This is a genomic window from Sphaerisporangium sp. B11E5 (genome assembly GCF_039871875.1).
In the GTDB taxonomy this organism is placed as follows: Bacteria; Actinomycetota; Actinomycetes; order Streptosporangiales; family Streptosporangiaceae; genus Sphaerisporangium.
This window is the reverse complement of record NZ_JBDPMD010000010.1, coordinates 63,605-79,334: the sequence shown is the minus strand read 5'-3', so window position 1 is coordinate 79,334 and position 15,730 is coordinate 63,605. Positions and strand designations below refer to the sequence as shown.

15 protein-coding genes are annotated in these 15,730 nt (G+C 74.8%); 8 read left to right on the top strand and 7 right to left on the bottom strand.

What is annotated here, in order from left to right; all coding sequences use genetic code 11:
* Positions 1 to 57 precede the first annotated feature (57 nt).
* Positions 58 to 966: an aldo/keto reductase gene (locus ABGB17_RS12820; protein WP_347628836.1), complete on the bottom strand. Its 909-nt coding sequence runs from the start codon at positions 964 to 966 to the stop codon at positions 58 to 60.
* A gap of 311 nt (positions 967 to 1,277) precedes the next feature.
* Between ABGB17_RS12820 and ABGB17_RS12815 the strand changes: the two genes are divergently transcribed.
* The 3 genes from ABGB17_RS12815 to ABGB17_RS12805 all read left to right on the top strand — a co-directional run bounded on the left by ABGB17_RS12815 (position 1,278) and on the right by ABGB17_RS12805 (position 3,569).
* A complete protein-coding gene (locus ABGB17_RS12815) occupies positions 1,278 to 2,003 on the top strand; it encodes a Sir2 family NAD-dependent protein deacetylase (protein ID WP_347628835.1) in 726 nt (241 codons plus the stop codon).
* A 129-nt stretch (positions 2,004 to 2,132) separates the two neighbouring features.
* Positions 2,133 to 2,474 (top strand): WhiB family transcriptional regulator, encoded by a 342-nt coding sequence (locus ABGB17_RS12810; protein ID WP_347629050.1) that lies wholly within the window; start codon positions 2,133 to 2,135, stop codon positions 2,472 to 2,474.
* Positions 2,475 to 2,522: 48 nt separating this feature from the next.
* Positions 2,523 to 3,569 (top strand): NAD-dependent epimerase/dehydratase family protein, encoded by a 1,047-nt coding sequence (locus ABGB17_RS12805; RefSeq protein ID WP_347628833.1) that lies wholly within the window; start codon positions 2,523 to 2,525, stop codon positions 3,567 to 3,569.
* Between the two features lie 112 nt (positions 3,570 to 3,681).
* Here the strand turns inward: ABGB17_RS12805 and ABGB17_RS12800 are convergent, their stop codons facing one another.
* Both ABGB17_RS12800 and ABGB17_RS12795 read right to left on the bottom strand, forming a co-directional pair.
* The gene (locus ABGB17_RS12800) at positions 3,682 to 3,987 is read right to left on the bottom strand and encodes a ubiquitin-like small modifier protein 1 (RefSeq protein WP_347628831.1); all 306 of its coding nucleotides are present in this window, start codon (positions 3,985 to 3,987) and stop codon (positions 3,682 to 3,684) included.
* A 14-nt stretch (positions 3,988 to 4,001) separates the two neighbouring features.
* Entirely contained in the window at positions 4,002 to 5,090 is a 1,089-nt protein-coding gene (locus ABGB17_RS12795; RefSeq protein ID WP_347628829.1) for an exo-alpha-sialidase, read from the bottom strand.
* A 244-nt stretch (positions 5,091 to 5,334) separates the two neighbouring features.
* Between ABGB17_RS12795 and ABGB17_RS12790 the strand changes: the two genes are divergently transcribed.
* Genes ABGB17_RS12790 through ABGB17_RS12775 form a run of 4 tightly spaced genes read left to right on the top strand, consistent with a single transcriptional unit; the run spans position 5,335 to position 9,711 of the window.
* Positions 5,335 to 6,387: a polyprenyl synthetase family protein gene (locus tag ABGB17_RS12790; RefSeq protein ID WP_347628826.1), complete on the top strand. Its 1,053-nt coding sequence runs from the start codon at positions 5,335 to 5,337 to the stop codon at positions 6,385 to 6,387.
* Entirely contained in the window at positions 6,387 to 7,847 is a 1,461-nt protein-coding gene (crtI, locus tag ABGB17_RS12785; RefSeq protein ID WP_347628824.1) for a phytoene desaturase family protein, read from the top strand. Before ABGB17_RS12790 ends, crtI (ABGB17_RS12785) begins: the two co-directional genes overlap by 1 nt.
* The gene (locus ABGB17_RS12780; protein ID WP_347628822.1) at positions 7,844 to 8,755 is read left to right on the top strand and encodes a phytoene/squalene synthase family protein; all 912 of its coding nucleotides are present in this window, start codon (positions 7,844 to 7,846) and stop codon (positions 8,753 to 8,755) included. Before crtI (ABGB17_RS12785) ends, ABGB17_RS12780 begins: the two co-directional genes overlap by 4 nt.
* Positions 8,755 to 9,711, top strand: a complete 957-nt coding sequence (locus tag ABGB17_RS12775; protein WP_347628820.1) for a phosphate acyltransferase PlsX — start codon at positions 8,755 to 8,757, stop codon at positions 9,709 to 9,711. Before ABGB17_RS12780 ends, ABGB17_RS12775 begins: the two co-directional genes overlap by 1 nt.
* Before the next feature lie 132 nt (positions 9,712 to 9,843).
* Here the strand turns inward: ABGB17_RS12775 and ABGB17_RS12770 are convergent, their stop codons facing one another.
* Positions 9,844 to 10,779 carry a spheroidene monooxygenase gene (locus tag ABGB17_RS12770; protein ID WP_347628818.1) on the bottom strand — a complete coding sequence of 312 codons (936 nt, stop codon included), beginning with the start codon at positions 10,777 to 10,779 and terminating at the stop codon, positions 9,844 to 9,846.
* On the opposite strand from ABGB17_RS12770, the gene ABGB17_RS12765 reads away from it, so the two are divergent.
* Positions 10,754 to 11,338, top strand: a complete 585-nt coding sequence (locus ABGB17_RS12765; RefSeq protein WP_347628816.1) for a glycerol-3-phosphate acyltransferase — start codon at positions 10,754 to 10,756, stop codon at positions 11,336 to 11,338. The genes ABGB17_RS12770 and ABGB17_RS12765 overlap by 26 nt on opposite strands.
* 7 nt (positions 11,339 to 11,345) lie before the next feature.
* Here ABGB17_RS12765 and ABGB17_RS12760 read toward each other — a convergent pair whose 3' ends face one another.
* From ABGB17_RS12760 to ABGB17_RS12750, 3 genes are read right to left on the bottom strand one after another with little or no spacing between them, the layout of a single operon-like run.
* Positions 11,346 to 12,431 (bottom strand): glycosyltransferase family 2 protein, encoded by a 1,086-nt coding sequence (locus ABGB17_RS12760; RefSeq protein ID WP_347628814.1) that lies wholly within the window; start codon positions 12,429 to 12,431, stop codon positions 11,346 to 11,348.
* On the bottom strand, positions 12,428 to 13,855 hold the full coding sequence (crtI, locus tag ABGB17_RS12755) for a phytoene desaturase family protein (RefSeq protein ID WP_347628812.1): 1,428 nt from the start codon (positions 13,853 to 13,855) through the stop codon (positions 12,428 to 12,430). The genes ABGB17_RS12760 and crtI (ABGB17_RS12755) overlap by 4 nt, the downstream gene beginning before the upstream one ends.
* Positions 13,843 to 15,657, bottom strand: coding sequence for a carotenoid biosynthesis protein (locus ABGB17_RS12750; protein ID WP_347628810.1), 1,815 nt, complete (start codon positions 15,655 to 15,657; stop codon positions 13,843 to 13,845). Before ABGB17_RS12750 ends, crtI (ABGB17_RS12755) begins: the two co-directional genes overlap by 13 nt.
* Positions 15,658 to 15,730 lie beyond the last annotated feature (73 nt).

Here is a 15,730-nt window from a genome sequence, read left to right as displayed (position 1 = left end):
TCGAGGTCCCCGATCGGAGAGGTCGCGGTGCGATCGACGCTACAACAGGGGCGGGGATCAGTGGGTGACCGCCTGGGTGGGGAAGGCGGCCGCCAGGGCGTCGCCTATCTCCGGGGGGAGGCGGACCTTGGCGGCGGCGGCGTTCATCTCCAGGTGGATGCGGGAGCGGGTGCTCGGCATGGCCACCACGTCGTCGCCGCGGCTGAGGAGCCAGGCGAGGGCCAGGCGGCTCAGGCCCACGTTGAGCTGGGCGGCGAAGTTCTCCGCGGTGGGCAGGAGGCGCAGGTTGCGCATCAGGTTCTCGGAGTGGAAGCGGGGGTCGGTCAGGCGGTGGTCGCCCGCCTCGAACTGGGCGGGGGAGAGGATGCGGCCGCTGAGGAAGCCGCGGCCGAGGGGGCGGCAGGCGGTGAGGCCCACGCCGAGTTCACGGGCGGCGGGGAGCAGGCGTTCCTCGACACGGCGGTTCCACAGGGAGTACTCGGAGGAGACCAGGGAGATCGGGTGGACGGCGTGGGCCCGGCGGAGCTGGCTGGGGGACGGGGCGCACAGGCCGACGCGGCGGACCTTGCCGTCGGCGACCATGGCGGCCAGGCGGCCGATCGCCTCCTCCACGCGGGCCTGGCCCGCCAGGTGCACCGAGTACACGTCGATGCGGTCGGTGCGCAGGCGGCGCAGGGACGCCTCCACCGAGCGTTCCGGGCGTTCGGGCCGGCCGCAGGAGACGAGCAGGACCTCGTCGCGGCGGCCGTTCACGGCCTTGCCGACCATGCGCTCGACCGCGTTGCGCCTGCTCTCCAGGCCGGGCAGCGAGACATCGATCAAGGTCACGCCGAGCTCCACCGCGTGCCTGATCGTGCGGAACGACTCCGCCGGATCCGCCTTGCCGTACGCGCCCGCCAGTGCCAAAGAGCCAAGGCCGATGGCGGGCGAGACCAGCCCGCTGCCTCCGACCCTTTTGACCAGCATGTCCCAACGCCACATCACATCGCGCGGGGACGACGGCCCACAGCGGCCGCCGGCTCGGCGTGGCCGGCGAGCGTGCCCTCCGCGAAGCGGACACGCGCGGCGCCTGGTCCCGATCGAACCATGTGACGTCCACCCGCGACGGAAGATGTGCGGTGCTCCCGCCCCGTCGCCGCTTAAATTATTGGCCCCCTGCCTCGCCGCCCGCTCGCGAACGGCTAGCGTCCCCGGCCGCCCCGCCCGCCACCCGCACGGGCACCGCCGCCACGGGGTGAGACGCCGCGAAACGGCGATCCGGCACTAAACTCGGCGGGGTGAACGTGACGGCGCTGACCGGGGCGGGGATCTCCACTGACTCCGGCATCCCGGACTACCGCGGGCCGAACGGCCTGTGGCGCAGGAACCCGGAGAACGAGAAGCTCGTCACCTACGACACCTACATGTCCGACCCGGCGATCCGCCGCCGGTCGTGGTCGCACCGCCGGGACAACCCGGCGTGGCGCGCCGAGCCCAACGGCGCCCACCTGGCCCTGGCCGCGCTGCCGCAGGCGTGGATCGTCACCCAGAACATCGACGGCCTGCACCAGCGGGCGGGCTCGCCGTCCGAGCGGGTCGTGGAGCTGCACGGCAACATGTTCGGGGTGGTGTGCACCGAATGCGACGCGCGGTCCACCACCAAGGAGGCGATCGAGCGGGTCGAGGCCGGCGAGGACGACCCCCGCTGCCGGGTGTGCGGGGGTGTCCTGAAGACCACGACGGTGATGTTCGGCCAGTCGCTCGACTCAGACGTCCTGCGGCGCGCGATCTCGGCCGCCGAGTGGTGCGAGGTCTTCCTGGCGATCGGCACGTCGTTGCAGGTGCAGCCGGCGGCGTCGCTGACCCGGGTCGCGGCGCGGAACGGCGCCCGGTTGATCATCGTGAACGCCGATCCGACGCCGTACGACGACCTGGCCGACGAGGTGATCCGGACACCCATCGGGGAGGCCGTACCCGCCCTGTGTGCGGCCCTCGCGGACGGAACGTACAGGTCAGGAGATTGACTGGCTTGTCGCTAAAAAGTCAGATATGCGGTAAATAACCGTCACGGTTCATCAAATGTGGTGTTTAAACCTGCGGCAGAGGGCACGCGACTCTACCAAACCGGTATCCCCGACCCACATGGGATGATCATGGCCTTCCAGAGCTCTGTGCTTCCGGCGGTCTCATGGCTGCGCCGCGCCGCGTGCCGTACCGAGGACCCGGAGTTGTTCTTCCCCATCTCCGCCACCGGCCCCGGCCAGGTGCAACAAGACCAGGCCAAGGCGGTCTGCGGCCGGTGCCCCGTGCGCCTCGCGTGCCTGGACTACGCCCTGGCCACCGGCCAGGAACACGGCATCTGGGGCGGCACCGACCCCGACGAACGCCGCGCCGCCACCCCCGCCGCACGCCATCCCAAGCGGGCCGGCAAACGCCCGGCGGCCTCGTTCCCGCTGGCCAACCGGCACGGCCAGGAACACCGCCACGCCGGCTGATCCTCACGCCGGACGTTTGGCGCGGGACCCGCCGGGGAGCGGACAAGTATGCGCGTCATCGTGGTGGGAGCGACGGGGAACGTCGGGACGAGCGTGGTGTCGGCCCTGGCGGCCGACCCCAGGATCGAGTCGATCATCGGGGTGGCACGGCGGCTCCCCGGATGGACGGCCCCCAAGACCGAGTGGCGGGCGGCCGACATCGCGACCGCGGACCTCACCGAGATGTTCGCCGGGGCCGGGGCGGTGGTCCACCTGGCGTGGCTGTTCCAGCCCACCCGCGACCCGGTGACGACGTGGCGGTCCAACGTGCTCGGCACCACCCGGGTCCTGCGCGCCGTGGCCGAGGCGCGGGTGCCGGCCCTGGTCTACGCCTCGTCGGTGGGGGCGTACTCGCCGGGCCCGGACGACCGCCCCGTGGACGAGAGCTGGCCCACCCACGGCTGGCCGGGGGCCGCGTACGGGCGGGAGAAGGCGTACAACGAACGGCTGCTGGACGTCTTCGAGCGGGACCACCCCGATGTGCGGGTGGTGCGCATGCGTCCCGGCTTCATCTTCAAACGCGAGTCCGCCACCGGCCAGCGCCGCCTGTTCGCCGGCCCGTTCCTGCCGCGGCGCCTGGTGCGCCCCGGGGCGGTGCCGATCATGCCGGACGTGCCCGGCCTGCGGCTGCAGGCCCTGCACACCGACGACGCCGGGGAGGCGTACCGGCTCGCGGTGACCGGCGACGTGTCCGGCCCGATCAACCTCGCCGCCGACCCCGTGATCGACCCTCCCGCCCTGGCCGAGCTGTTCGGGGCCCGCCTGGTCCGCGTCCCCCGCTGGGCCGTCCGCGAGGCCGCCGCCCTGGCCTGGCACCTGCACCTGGTCCCCGCGTCCCCCGGCCTGGTCGAGATGGCCCTCACCATCCCCGTGATGGACACCACCCGCGCCCGCGACGAACTCGGCTGGACCCCCCGCCACACCGCCCTGGACGCCCTCCGCGAACTCGTCACCGGCCTCCACGACGGCTCCGGCATGGACAGCCCACCCCTGCGCCCGGACACCGTCCGCGGCCGCCTCCACGAACTAACCACCGGCGTCGGCCGCCGCCCCTGACCGGCGCCCCGTGCCCCGGAAGGCCCCGCCGTGCGGTCAGCAGCCTCCACGGGGCTCACCGCCGGCGTCGGCCGCCGTCCCTGACCTCCCCTCCCTGGCCGCCGCCGGGTGGTCAGCCGCCGGCCACCGAGGGGATGATGTGGATCTCGGTGCCGGGGGTGACCGGGGTGGCGGCGCCGTCGAGGCGGCGGCATTCCTCGCCGGAGACGTAGAAGTTGACGTGGCGCCGGAGCTGGTGGCGCTCGTCGCGTAACCGGCGGCCGAGCAGGGGGTAGCGCGCGGCGAGCACGTCCAGCACCGCCCCGAGGGTCGTGCCCTCGCCGGCCTCCACGTCCACCCGGGAGCGCCCGCCGGCGACTTCGCGAAGCGCCCCGGGAAGCAGCACCGTCACCGGCGTCGTGTTCTCTTTCGTCGTCACGGCTCGTGGTCCGGTCAGCCGACGGCGGCGGCGCGCAGGCAGAGGATGTCGGGGAGGTGGGTGGCCAGTTGCCGCCAGGTGTCGCCGTCGTCCTCGCTGGTGTAGACGGTGCCGGAGCGGGAGCCGAAGTAGAGGCCGGCGGGGGTGGCGTCGTCGGCGCACATGGCGTCGCGGAGTACGGCGGACCAGAAGCCGGCCTGGGGGAGGCCGGTGGTCAGCGCGGTCCAGGACTCGCCGGCGTCCTCGCTGCGGTAGACGCGGCAGCGGCCGTCAGGCGGGAAGCGGGTGTGGTCGGCGGTCAGGGGGAAGGTGTAGACGACCCCGGGGCGGGTGGGGTGGACGAGGATGGGGAAGCCGAAGTCGCTGGGCAGGCCCTCGGCGATGGAATGCCACGTCGCCCCCAGGTCGTCGGTGCGGTAGACGCCGTGGTGGTTCTGCAGGAAGAGCTGACCGGGGCGGGCGGGGTGGTGGGCGATCTTGTGCACGCACTGGCCGAACTCGGGGTACGGGTCGGGCAGGAAATAAGCCTGGACGCCGGTGTTGACGGCCTCCCAGGTTTCGCCGCCGTCGGTGGTGCGGTAGACGCCGCCGGTGGACATGGCCACCGTGACCTGCTTCTCGTCCTCGGGGTGGGGGATGATCGAGTGGATGGCCATGCCTCCGCCGCCGGGGGTCCAGTGTTCGCGGTGGGGGTGGTCCCACAGGCCGCGCACCAGGTCGTAGGTGACGCCGCCGTCGGTGGAACGGAACAGGGCGGACGGCTCGGTGCCGGCGTAGACGACGCCGGGGCCGGCCGCGGGCGCCGGGGTGAGTTGCCAGACGCGGGACAGCGCGGCGCCGGTGTCGGCGGGGAAGGCGATGGGGGCGTGGCCGGGCTCCTGCCAGGTGACGCCGAGGTCGTCGCTGGTGACGACGCTCGGGCCGAAGTGTTCGCTGTGCACGCCCGCCAGTAGCCGGGGGCGCCCGCGCCGCGTGTCGATGGCGACGGCGTGGACGTCGGTCATGGTGTGGAACGGCCCGGACAGGTCCCACTCCGACCCGTCGCGGATCGCGAGCCACATGCCTTTGCGCGTGCCGATGGCGAGGAGCACCTTCCGCGTCACTTCACTGCCTCCTGACGTGCGACGACTTCCCCACCCTCGCGGCCGGCGGGGCCTGAGGTCTGGAACTATCGCAGACCCCACCGACAGTTCCCGGCGTCCGCGTCACCGATCCCCGGCACGTCGTGTCCAAGATTCGGTCAACCCGGTGTGGCCTCTCCCACCGGATGGCGATCACTGACGTATCGGTGCATCCGAGGCGTCGTCGGGCCCGAAGGTGTCTACAGCGATCAAAGGAGCTGCGCCGATGGTGATGGCGACACAGGAAGCGATCGACCTGAGAGGCCTCGTCGACCGCCGCCTGGACGAGCTGCTCGAAAGCGAGATGGGCCGCCTGGCCTTCCTCGCCGAGGAGGAGGACCGCGAGACGCTGCGCCACCACCTGGTGGAGTTCGTCCGCACGGGCGGCAAACGCCTGCGTCCCGCCTTCGTGTACTGGGGGCACCGCGCCGCCGGCGGGTCACCCGCCGACCGCGACGCCGTGCTCGCCGCCGGGTGCGCCGTCGAGCTCCTGCACGCCAGCGCCATGATCCTCGACGACGTGATGGACGAGTCCGCCACCCGCCGCGGCCGCACCACCGCCCACGTGGCGCTCGCCGACCGGCACCGCCGGTCCGGCTGGTGGGGGGACCCGGCGCGGTACGGCGAGTCGGTGGCGACCCTGCTCGGCATGCTGGCGTTCACCTGGGCGGACGCGGCCCTGCTGTCGAGCGGGGGAGCGGTGGAGGCGCTGAAGGTGTTCACCCAGCTCCGCGTGGAGATCATCGCGGGCCAGTACCTCGACCTCGCGTACGCCGCCCGGGGCGTGGACGGCGTTGAGGCGGCGACCCGCGTGTCGATCTACAAGTCCGGCAAGTACACCGTGGAACGCCCCCTGCACCTCGGCCACGCCATCGCCGCGGGCGACCCCGCGCTCAAGGACGTGCTGAGCGCCTACGCCCTGCCGCTCGGCGAGGCGTTCCAGCTCAGGGACGACGTGCTCGGCGTGTTCGGCGACCCCGCCCGCACCGGCAAACCCGCCGGGACCGACCTGCGGCAGGGCAAACGCACCTACCTGACCGCCGAGACCCGCGAGCGCGCCGGTAAACGCCTCCCCCTGCTCGACGGGATCCACGACGAGGCGGACGTCGCCAGGGCCCGCGAGCTGATCGTCACCACGGGCGCGCTCGACGCCGTGGAGCGCCGCATCGCCGCCCTGGTCGCCGTGGCCGTCGAGGCCCTGGACGACGACCGCGTGCCCGAGGACGCCAGGCAGGCCCTGCGGGAGCTGGCCGGCACGGCGACGAGCAGGACGTCCTGATGGCCAGGGACGATCAGGTGGTGGTCGTCGGCGCGGGCCTCGGCGGCCTCGCCGCCGCGATCAGGCTGGCCGCCGCGGGACGGGACGTCACCGTGGTGGAGGCCGCGGACGGCCCCGGCGGCTGCTGCGGCACCGCCACCCTCGGCGCCTACCGCTTCGACACGGGCCCGTCCGTGCTCACCATGCCGGACGTGCTCGCCGACACCTTCGGCGCCGCCGGCGAGGAACTGGACCGCTGGCTGCCCCTGCGGCGGCTGGACCCGTACTACCGCTTCCGCTACCACGACGGCTCCGTGCTCGACGTGGTCGCGGGCGAGGAGGCCATGGCCGAGCGGGTGCGCGACCTGTCCGGCCCCGCCGAGGCCGCCCGCTACCTGCGGTTCCGCCGCCGCCTCCAGCAGATCTTCGAGCTGGAGTGGCCGCTGTTCATCGACCGCGACATGACGCGGCTGCGCGCCCTGGCCCGGCCGTACGCCCTCACCCGCCTCGCCACCCTCGGCGGCTTCCGCCGGCTGGACCGGTTGGTGCGCGCCCACCTCACCGACGAGCGGCTGATCAGGGCGCACACCTTCCAGGCCCTCTACCTCGGCCTGTCCCCCCGCAAGGCCCTCGGGATCTACGCGTCGGTGGCGCACATGGACACCGTCGGCGGCGTCTTCTTCCCGCGCGACGGCGGCATGCACGCCATCCCGCAGGCCATGGCCGCCGTCGCCGAGAAGACCGGCGCCGTGATCAGGTACGGCGTGCGCGCCACCGAGGTGGAGGCGGACGGCTCCGGCGTGACCGCCGTCCGGCTCGACACCGGCGAACGCACCCGGGCCCGCCACGTGGTGGTCGCCTGCGACCTGCCCGCCGCGCACGCCGGCCTGCTGCCCGGCGCCGCCGCGGACTGGCGACTGTGGCGGCCCCGCTTCTCGCCGTCCTGCCTGGTGCTGCACTTCGGCCTGGACCGGCGGCTGCCCGGCCAGGCCCACCACACCCTGCACCTCGGCGAGCAGTGGGCGTCGACCTTCGCCGCCCTGGAGGCCGGCCGCCCGCAGCCCGACCCGAGCCTGCTGGTCACCTACCCCACACCCGGCGCCGCGCCCGCCGGGCACGCCACCCTCACCGTCCTCGAACCCACCGCCAACCTGCGCGGCGGCCTCGACTGGGAGCGCCTCACCCCCCGCCTGGAAGCCCGCCTGCTGCGCCGCCTGGAGCGCCTCGGGTACGGCGACCTCGGCATGGCGCCGCGCCTCACCATCGACCCGCCCGGGTGGCACCGCAGGGGCCACAGCGCGGGCACGCCGTTCGCCCTGGACCACCGCTTCACACAGACGGCGTGGCTGCGTCCCTCGGGCCGCGCCCGCCGCGTGCCCGGCCTGCACTTCGCCGGCATGTACACCGCCCCGGGGGTCGGGGTGCCGCCGGTCCTCATCTCCGGCCGGCTGGCCGCCGAACGCGTCCTGGAGGGCCGATGACGCCGCCGATGACACTGTCCGCCAGCTACGAGCACTGCCGCCTGCTCAACGCGCGGCACGGCCGTTCCTACTACCTGGCCACCCTGCTGCTGCCCGCGTGGAAACGCCGCCACGTGCACGCCCTGTACGGTTTCGCCAGGTACGCCGACGAGATCGTTGACGCGTTCGACATGGACGGCGACCGTGACAAGGCCCTGGACGCGCTGACGCAGCGGCTCGGTTCGGCGCTCGCCGGTGACCCGGTGGACGATCCCGTGCTGCCCGCCTTCACGCACACCGTGCGGTCCTTCGGCGTCGACCACGGCGACATCGAGGCGTTCCTGCGCTCCATGCGCGCCGACCTGACGGTGGACCGGTACGCCACCTACGACGACCTGCTCGGCTACATGGAGGGCTCGGCCGCCGTCATCGGGACCATGATGCTGCCGGTGCTGGAGCCGCTGCCGGGGGCACACGGCACGGCGCGGGAACCGGCCCGGCAGCTCGGGCTGGCCTTCCAGCTCACCAACTTCCTGCGGGACGTGGCCGAGGACCTCGCCCGCGGGCGGGTGTACCTGCCGCTGGCGGACCTGGACAGGTTCGGGGTCACCGTGGCCGACCTGCGTGCGCCCCGGGCCGCGCCCGCCGTGCGGGAACTGGTCGCGTTCGAGGCCCGGCGGGCCGAGGACCACTACCGGCGGGCGCTGGAGGGCATCGGCATGCTCGTGCCGTCCTCGCGGCCGTGCATCCGGGCCGCGCACGAGCTGTACGGCGGCATCCTCACCGAGATAAAGACCGCCGGGTACGACGTGCTGGCCGGCCGGGCCCGCGTGCCGTACCGGCGCCGCCTCGCCGTCTTCGCCCGCCACCTCACCGCCGCGTCCGCCGCCGCCCGCGCCGAGCGCCGCGTCCCGGCCGTGACGCCGTGATGCGGGACGGCACGGGGGTGCCCGTGGTGCTGGACGCGATGGGCGGGGACCACGGCCCGGCCGAGACGGTGGCGGGGGCGGTGCTGGCGTCGCGGGAGCACGGTGTCCCTGTCGTCCTCGTCGGCCGCGCCGGGGAGCTGCGCGCGGAGCTCGCCCGGCACGGGGCCGCGGGTGAGATCGGCGTGACGCACGCCCCCGAAGCCGTGCCGATGACCGAGCGCGGGCCGGACGCGCTCGGCGGGGGGACGAGCCTGGCGGTGGGGTGCGAGCTGGTGCGACGGGGCACGGGCGGCGCGTTCGTGTCGGCGGGGTCCACCGGGGCGGTGGTCGCCTGCGCGGTGCGTGTGCTCGGGCGGGCACCCGGGGTGCTGCGGCCCGCGCTGGCGGTGGCGCTGCCCACGGTGGGCGGGGGCGCCACCGTGCTGATCGACGCCGGGGCCACCTCCGACCCCACTCCCGAGATGGTCGCCCAGTTCGCGGTGCTCGGGGTGGCGTACGCGCGGGAGGTGCTGGGGGTGGCCGAGCCGGTGGTGGGGCTGCTGTCCATCGGTTCCGAGCCCGGCAAGGGCAACCGGCTGGCCCGGCGGGCCGCCGAGCTGCTGCCCGGCCTGCCGTACCGGTTCCACGGGAACATCGAGGGCCACGACGTGCTGGCGGGCACGGTCGACGTGGTGGTCACCGACGGCTTCACCGGGAACGTCGTGCTCAAGAACGTCGAGGGCACCGTACGCGCCGCCCTCGCTCAGGTGGCCGCCGAAGGCATCGCGTCCCCGGACCGCCTCGCCGAGGTCGCCCGCCGCTACGACCCCGGCACCCACGGCGGCGCCGCCCTGCTCGGCCTGAACGGCACCGTGGTGGTGGCCCACGGCTCGTCCCGCGCCGCCACCGTCGCCCGCGCCTGCGCCGTCGCCCACGACCTGGCCCGGGGCCGCGTCCGGCTCGGCCTGGCCCCATGACCCGTCCGGCTCGGTCTGGCCCTGTGATCTGTCCGGCTGGGCCTGGCCCTGTGGCCTGTCCGGCTCCGTCTCGGCCTGTGACCGGTGGCCCGTCGTCCGGTGGCGGTGGCCGGCTCGGGGACGGCGGCCCGGTCAGGCGAGGGGGTCGGCGCCGTCCCAGGTGCCTGTGCTGTCGTAGGGGACGAAACGGGCGAACAGCTCTTCGCTGTACCAGCTCTCGGTGCGCACCTTGGCGATCACCCGACGGTGGGGTCCTGGCTCGTACGCGAAGGCTCGTATCGCCGCGGCGTCCCGCCACAGGGAGAACGTCGCCTGCCGGGCCAGCGGCCACTCGCCTATGCCTATCGACGCCAGGCAGCCCTCACATCGCGCCAGCTCGCGGTCCACACGGGGAACCGCCCGGTAGAACGCGGCCAGCCGGCTCGGCCGGATCGCCGCCCGCGTCAGGACGGCGACGGGGCTGGCCGACATTTCGGATATGTCGGTGGAAGGTCCCTGCGGCGCCGGTCCCGGGACGGCGTGGTGGCCCGGGACGGCGTGGTGGCCCGGGACGGCGTGGTGGCCCGGGACGGCGTGGTGGTCCGGGACGGCGTGGTGGTCCGGTGCGGGGTGGTGGTCCATGGCGTGGTGGTCCCGTGTGGCGTGGTGGTCCCGTGTGGCGTGGTGGTCCGGGACTGCATGGTGGTCGGGTGTGGGGTGGTGGCGGGGGAGGCGGGGTGCCGGGGCGAAGGGGTCGGTGCCCGACCAGTGGCCGTGCCAGGAGACGGGGCGGAGGCGGACGTGCCACGATTCGGCGGCTGTGGTGTGCCAGCGGTGGGCGATGGGCGAGTGCAGCAGGAAATCCGACAGGGACGCCTCGTCGGGCCACACCGCGAACAGGGCCCAGCGGCGCAGGTCGGCGCCCAGGGTCATGGACCTGCCCCGGCCGGTGCCGAGGAGACGGTGGAAGGCCAGCCCGGGGGTGCGGCGCAGGACGGGGCGGTCGAAGGCCATGTACTTCGTGGCGCGGCGATCCGGGTATCTGATCAGATGGAAGGAAGCGATGGTTCCCCTGCTCGTCTCGGTCATCGGTGGCTACCTGCTGGGCTCGGTGCCGGTGGCGGTGCTGGTGGCCCGGGTGTACGGCATCGACCCCCGGCACGCGGGAGACCGCAACCCCGGGTACTGGAACGTCAAGGAGCTGCTCGGACGGCGGGCGGCGGTGCCGGTGTTCGCGGGGGACACGCTCAAGGGGTCGCTCGCCGGGCTGCTCGGGCTGCTGGTGAGCGGGGCGCACACCACGGGGTTCGCCGTGGTGGCCGGGCCCAGTGTGCTGCCGGCGTACGCGGGGGTGGCGGCGGCGATGGCGGGGCACGCCTGGCCGGTGTTCGCGGGGCTGCGCGGGGGACGGTCGGTGCTGGCGTTCGCGGGCGGCGTCGCCGTCCTGTGCCCGCCGGCGTTCCTCGCCGCCGTCGCGCTGCTGGTCGTCACCGCGCTCGCCACCCGGTCGTTCGCCGTCGGGGCACGGGTGGGGGTGTTCGCCGTCCCGTTGACGCAACTGCCGTTCACCCCACTCGCCCAGGTCGCCGCCACGGGGGCGCTGATGTGCCTCATCGGGCTGCGGTTCGCCCAGGCCGCGCGGCGCTGAACGGCGGTCACCGCGCGGCCCGCGGGTACGTCCGGCCCCGCCAGGTGCGCGACGGCCGCAGCACCCCTTGGGTGAGCCGCAGCGCCGCCAGCGGGTCGAGCAGAGGGGACAGCAGCAGGCCGGGCCCGGGACGGGTGTAACCGCGCCACAGGGCCCCGGCCAGCAGGAACCGCACGCCGAGCAGGGCGAGGTCCAGCCGGGTGGGCCGGCCGGCCAGCAGCCGCGCGGCGGGCAGCGCGGCGGTGAGCCACACCACGGCCAGGTCGCCCGCCAGTCGCGGCCCGTCGGTGACGTCGGCCAGCGGCAGGGAACGGCCCCACTCGCGCCACACCTCGGCCACCGAGGAATGCATGTCCACTTCGAGCAGCGCGCGGCCGTCCAGGAACCGCACGTCCCACCCGTCACCGGCCAGCGTGCGGGCCAGCGCCACGTCGTCGGTCATGTTCCCTCGTACCCGCACGAAGCCGCTCGCCGACCGCATCGCCTTGCGGCGGAACGCCATGCACTGCCCGTTGGCGAGCACCCGGTACGGCGGCGGCGGCACCCGCGGGCCGACCGGCCCGTACCGGTACACGAGCGTCGCGAGGAACGCCGCGTGCAGCGCCTGCTCGGCGGCCCCGTCGCAGACGAACCGGGGTGCCACGGTGACCAGGTCGCAGTCGTCGAGCGCGCCGGCCAGCGCGGCGAACAACCCGGGTTCCGGCCGCGCGTCCGCGTCCAGGGTGACCACGACGTCCCCGGTCGCCTCGGCCAGCCCCTGGTGCAGGGCCCACTGCTTGCCGACCCACCCGTCCGGCAGCGGCCGTCCCGCCACGACCCGCGCGCCCAGCCCCGCGGCGACACCCGCCGTGCCGTCCGCCGACTCGTCGTCCACCACGATCACCTCGCGGACCAGCGGGTCGGCGAGCGCGGCCGTGAGGCACGGCCCGATCCGTCCCTCCTCGTCCCGCGCGGGCACGACCACCGAGATCGTGCCTCGATCCGGCGCGGCGGCCGGTGGGCGCAGTGCCGGCAGCCGGTCACGTCCCTTGGCCAGGCGGGCCGCCACCACCAGGCCCGCGGCGAACTGCGCCGCCGTGAGCACCCCCCTCACCGGAAGTCCTCGCCGACCAGCCCGGCGACCAGGCGCCCGCTCATCGCCACCAGCGGCAGCCCGCCGCCCGGGTGGGTGGCGCCGCCCACCAGGTACAGGCCGCGCCGCGGTCCCCGGTTGGCCGGGCGGCGGAACGGCGCGAGCACCCCGTGGGACGGGGTGCCGTAGATCGCGCCGCCCCACGCGCCGTAGCGGTCACGCAGGTCGGCGGGGGTGAACAGGTCGACGAACCGCAGCCGCCCCGCCAGGTCGTGCCCCCGCGCGGCGAGCCGCTCCAGCACCAGGTCCCGGTACGCCTCGGGGGGCATCGGCCAGCGCGCGGGGTCGCGGGCGGGCACGTTGACGAGCATCACCCAGTTCTCCGTCCCGGCCGGCGCCTGCGTGGGGTCGTCCACCGCCGAGCACCCGATGTACACGGTCGGGTCCTCGGGCGGGCGGTCCCGGTGGAAGATGTCGGCGAACTCCTGGGGGTAGTCGCCGGAGAACACGATCGAATGGTGCGGCAGCCCCTCGGTGCGGCCCTCAACGCCGGCGAGCATGAGGAACGCCGACGACGACCGTCCGAGCCCTGCGACGCGCCGCAGCCGCCGCCGGTCGGGCAGCAGCCGCCCGTAGAGCTGCGCGGCGTCGGCGTTCACCACGACCGCGTCGGCCCGCACCTGCTCACCGGACGCCAGCCGCACCCCGTCCACCCGGCCGTGGCCGTCCAGCACCCGGGTCACCTCGCTGCCGAGCCGCACCTCCACCCCGGCGCCGGCCAGCAGCCCGGCCAGGGCGTCGGCGATGCGGGGCAGCCCGCCGGTGACGTACCAGCCGCCGTCGTCGTGCTCGATGGCCGGGATGCAGCCGAGCGCGGCGGGCGCCCGGTACGGGCTCGACCCGGCATAGGTGGCGTACCGGCCGACGTACCGCCGCAGACGCGGGTCGCGGAAGAAGCGCCGCGCGAGGCCGTCGAGGGTGCGGCCCGGCGAGACCGCCAGCAGGTCGGCGGGCCGGGCGTCGCGCGGCGGCCGGACCGGCGGGCTGGTGAAGAACGTCCGCCGCGCCGCCGCCAGGCACTCCCGCGCCCAGGCGTGGAACGCCAGCCAGTGCCGCCCCTCTCCCGGCGCGAGCCGCTCCACCTCGGCGGCCATCCGGGCGGGGTCGCGCGGCGCCGTCAGCGTGGACCCGTCGGGGAACCGGTACCGGCAGATCTCCGCCGGCTCCACGAGGTCCACCCGCACCCCGAGGTCGTGGAACAACCCCGGCAAGGTCAGCAGCGACGGCCCCACCGAGAACGCGAACCCGTCACGCCGATGCTCGGCCAGCTTTCCCCCGAGCCGCCCAAGCCGCTCGTGCAACACCACATGATGCCCGTCCCTGGCCAGCAACAACGCACACACCATGCCCCCGACCCCACCCCCGACCACGATCACGTCGGCCATCGGCCCGCCCGGCTCGGGAATGGACGCGCCCGATTCGGCCTGCCAGGCGGATTGCCCGGCGTGGCGCCGGGCGGGTTGCCGGACGCGGTGCCGGGCGGATTGCCCGGCGTGCTGCCCGACGTGGTGCCGGATGGATTGCCCGGCGTGGCGCCCGACGTGGTGCCGGGCGTGGTGCCCGGTGCGGTGCCGGACGCGGTGCCGGACGCGGTGCCGGACGCGGTGCCGGACGCGGGGGCGTCGTCCGCGTCGGCCGTCACCCCCCGGCGTACCCAGGCCAGTACCGCGAAGAGCCCCATCGTCGCGCCGCCCACGACGGCGACCAAGCGGTCCGGCGGGCGGAACACGAAGGCGAAGCCGATCGTCTCCATGACCGCCATGGCCGTGTAGAGGGCGACGAGACCGGTGCCCCTCCCCGTGGGCCGTTGGCGGAACACCCAGCCGATCAACGCCATGACCAGGAAGGATACGACCAGCCACCCGGCGAGGTTGCTGATCGGCACGCCGCGGTACGGCCCGGGCTCCGCCCACACCCAAAGCCCGAGTCGCAGCATCTGCGGATCGAGGAACAGGTCCCACGCGGTCAGCGCGAACGCCCCCACGAGGGCGGTACTCAGGAACCGGCCGGATCCGGCCACCGGGGCGGAGGAGCGCGGGCCACCCCCCGCCACCCGGCCGGGGAGACGGTAACCGGCCCCCGCCACCACCTCTGAGGTGCGATGACCGGCTCCCGCCTCGCGGCCGGAACGGCAGGGACAGGTTCCTGCTTCCGGGCCGGAGGTGTGGTGACCGGCTTCTGCTTCCGGGCCGGAGGTGCAGGAACAGGCTCCTACCGCCAGGCCGGAGGTGTTGTAACGGGCACTTGCCGCCGGGCCGGGGGGACGGGAACCGGCTCCCATCACTGGGGCGGAGGAGTGGAAGGCGGCGGTCGTCGGGTCGGAGGAGTGGAAGGCGGCGGTCGTCGGGTCGGAGGAGTGGAAGGCGGCGGTCGTCGGGTCGGAGGGGTGGGAACCGGTACCCGTCGCTGGGCCGGAGGGGTGGGGGCCGGCTTGTGGAGCCGAATCGGAGGGGTGAGGGCCGGCTTGTGAGGGCGGCTCGAAGGAGTGGGAACCGGCACCCGTCGCTGGGCCGGAGGAGCCGGGGCCGGCCTGTGAGGTCGGGCCGGAGGCGTGGGAACCGGCACCCGTCGCTGGGCCGGAGGAGCCGGGGCCGGCCTGTGAGGTCGGGCCGGAGGCGTGGGAACCGGCATCCATCGCTGGGCCGGAGGAGTGGGGGCCCGCTTGCGTGGCCGGGTCGGAGGGGCGGGGACCGGCCCCCACCGCGGGGGTGGGAGGACACGGACCGGCCCCCGCCGTGCGGGCGGTTCCGGGGGAGGTGCCGGGGTCTGCTGCCGGGGTGGCCCTCACGGGGATCCCCGCCACGCGGGACGCGATCGCGTGGGCGGCGAGGCCCATGCCGCCCCAGGCGAGGGCGACGATCAGCGGGACGCCGCCGGGGGCGGGCCACAGGACGCCGGTGTATTGGTACTCGCCGAACGGGATGCCCGTCCGTATCCCCACCCACTCGGCCGCGTAGCCCGCGCAGGCCGCGGCGCAGAACGCGGTGAGCGACCGTCTGACGCCGTGGTCCGCGGCGGCGAAGGCGACCGCGCAGGCGGCGAGCAGCAGGACCACCACGCTCGTCAGGCGCACCGGAGAAGGCTGCGGGCCCGAGGCCACCTGGGCGGCCAGCATCGCGGCCATCAGCAGTGTGCCCACCGTCGCGTACACCGTACGCCGGGCAGGCCGCTCGATCACGACGTCCACACGTACCCCTTCGCGTGTTCGCGGACGGCGGATGCACCGTCCTCGACGCACTTGCCCACGAGGCGGCGCGCCG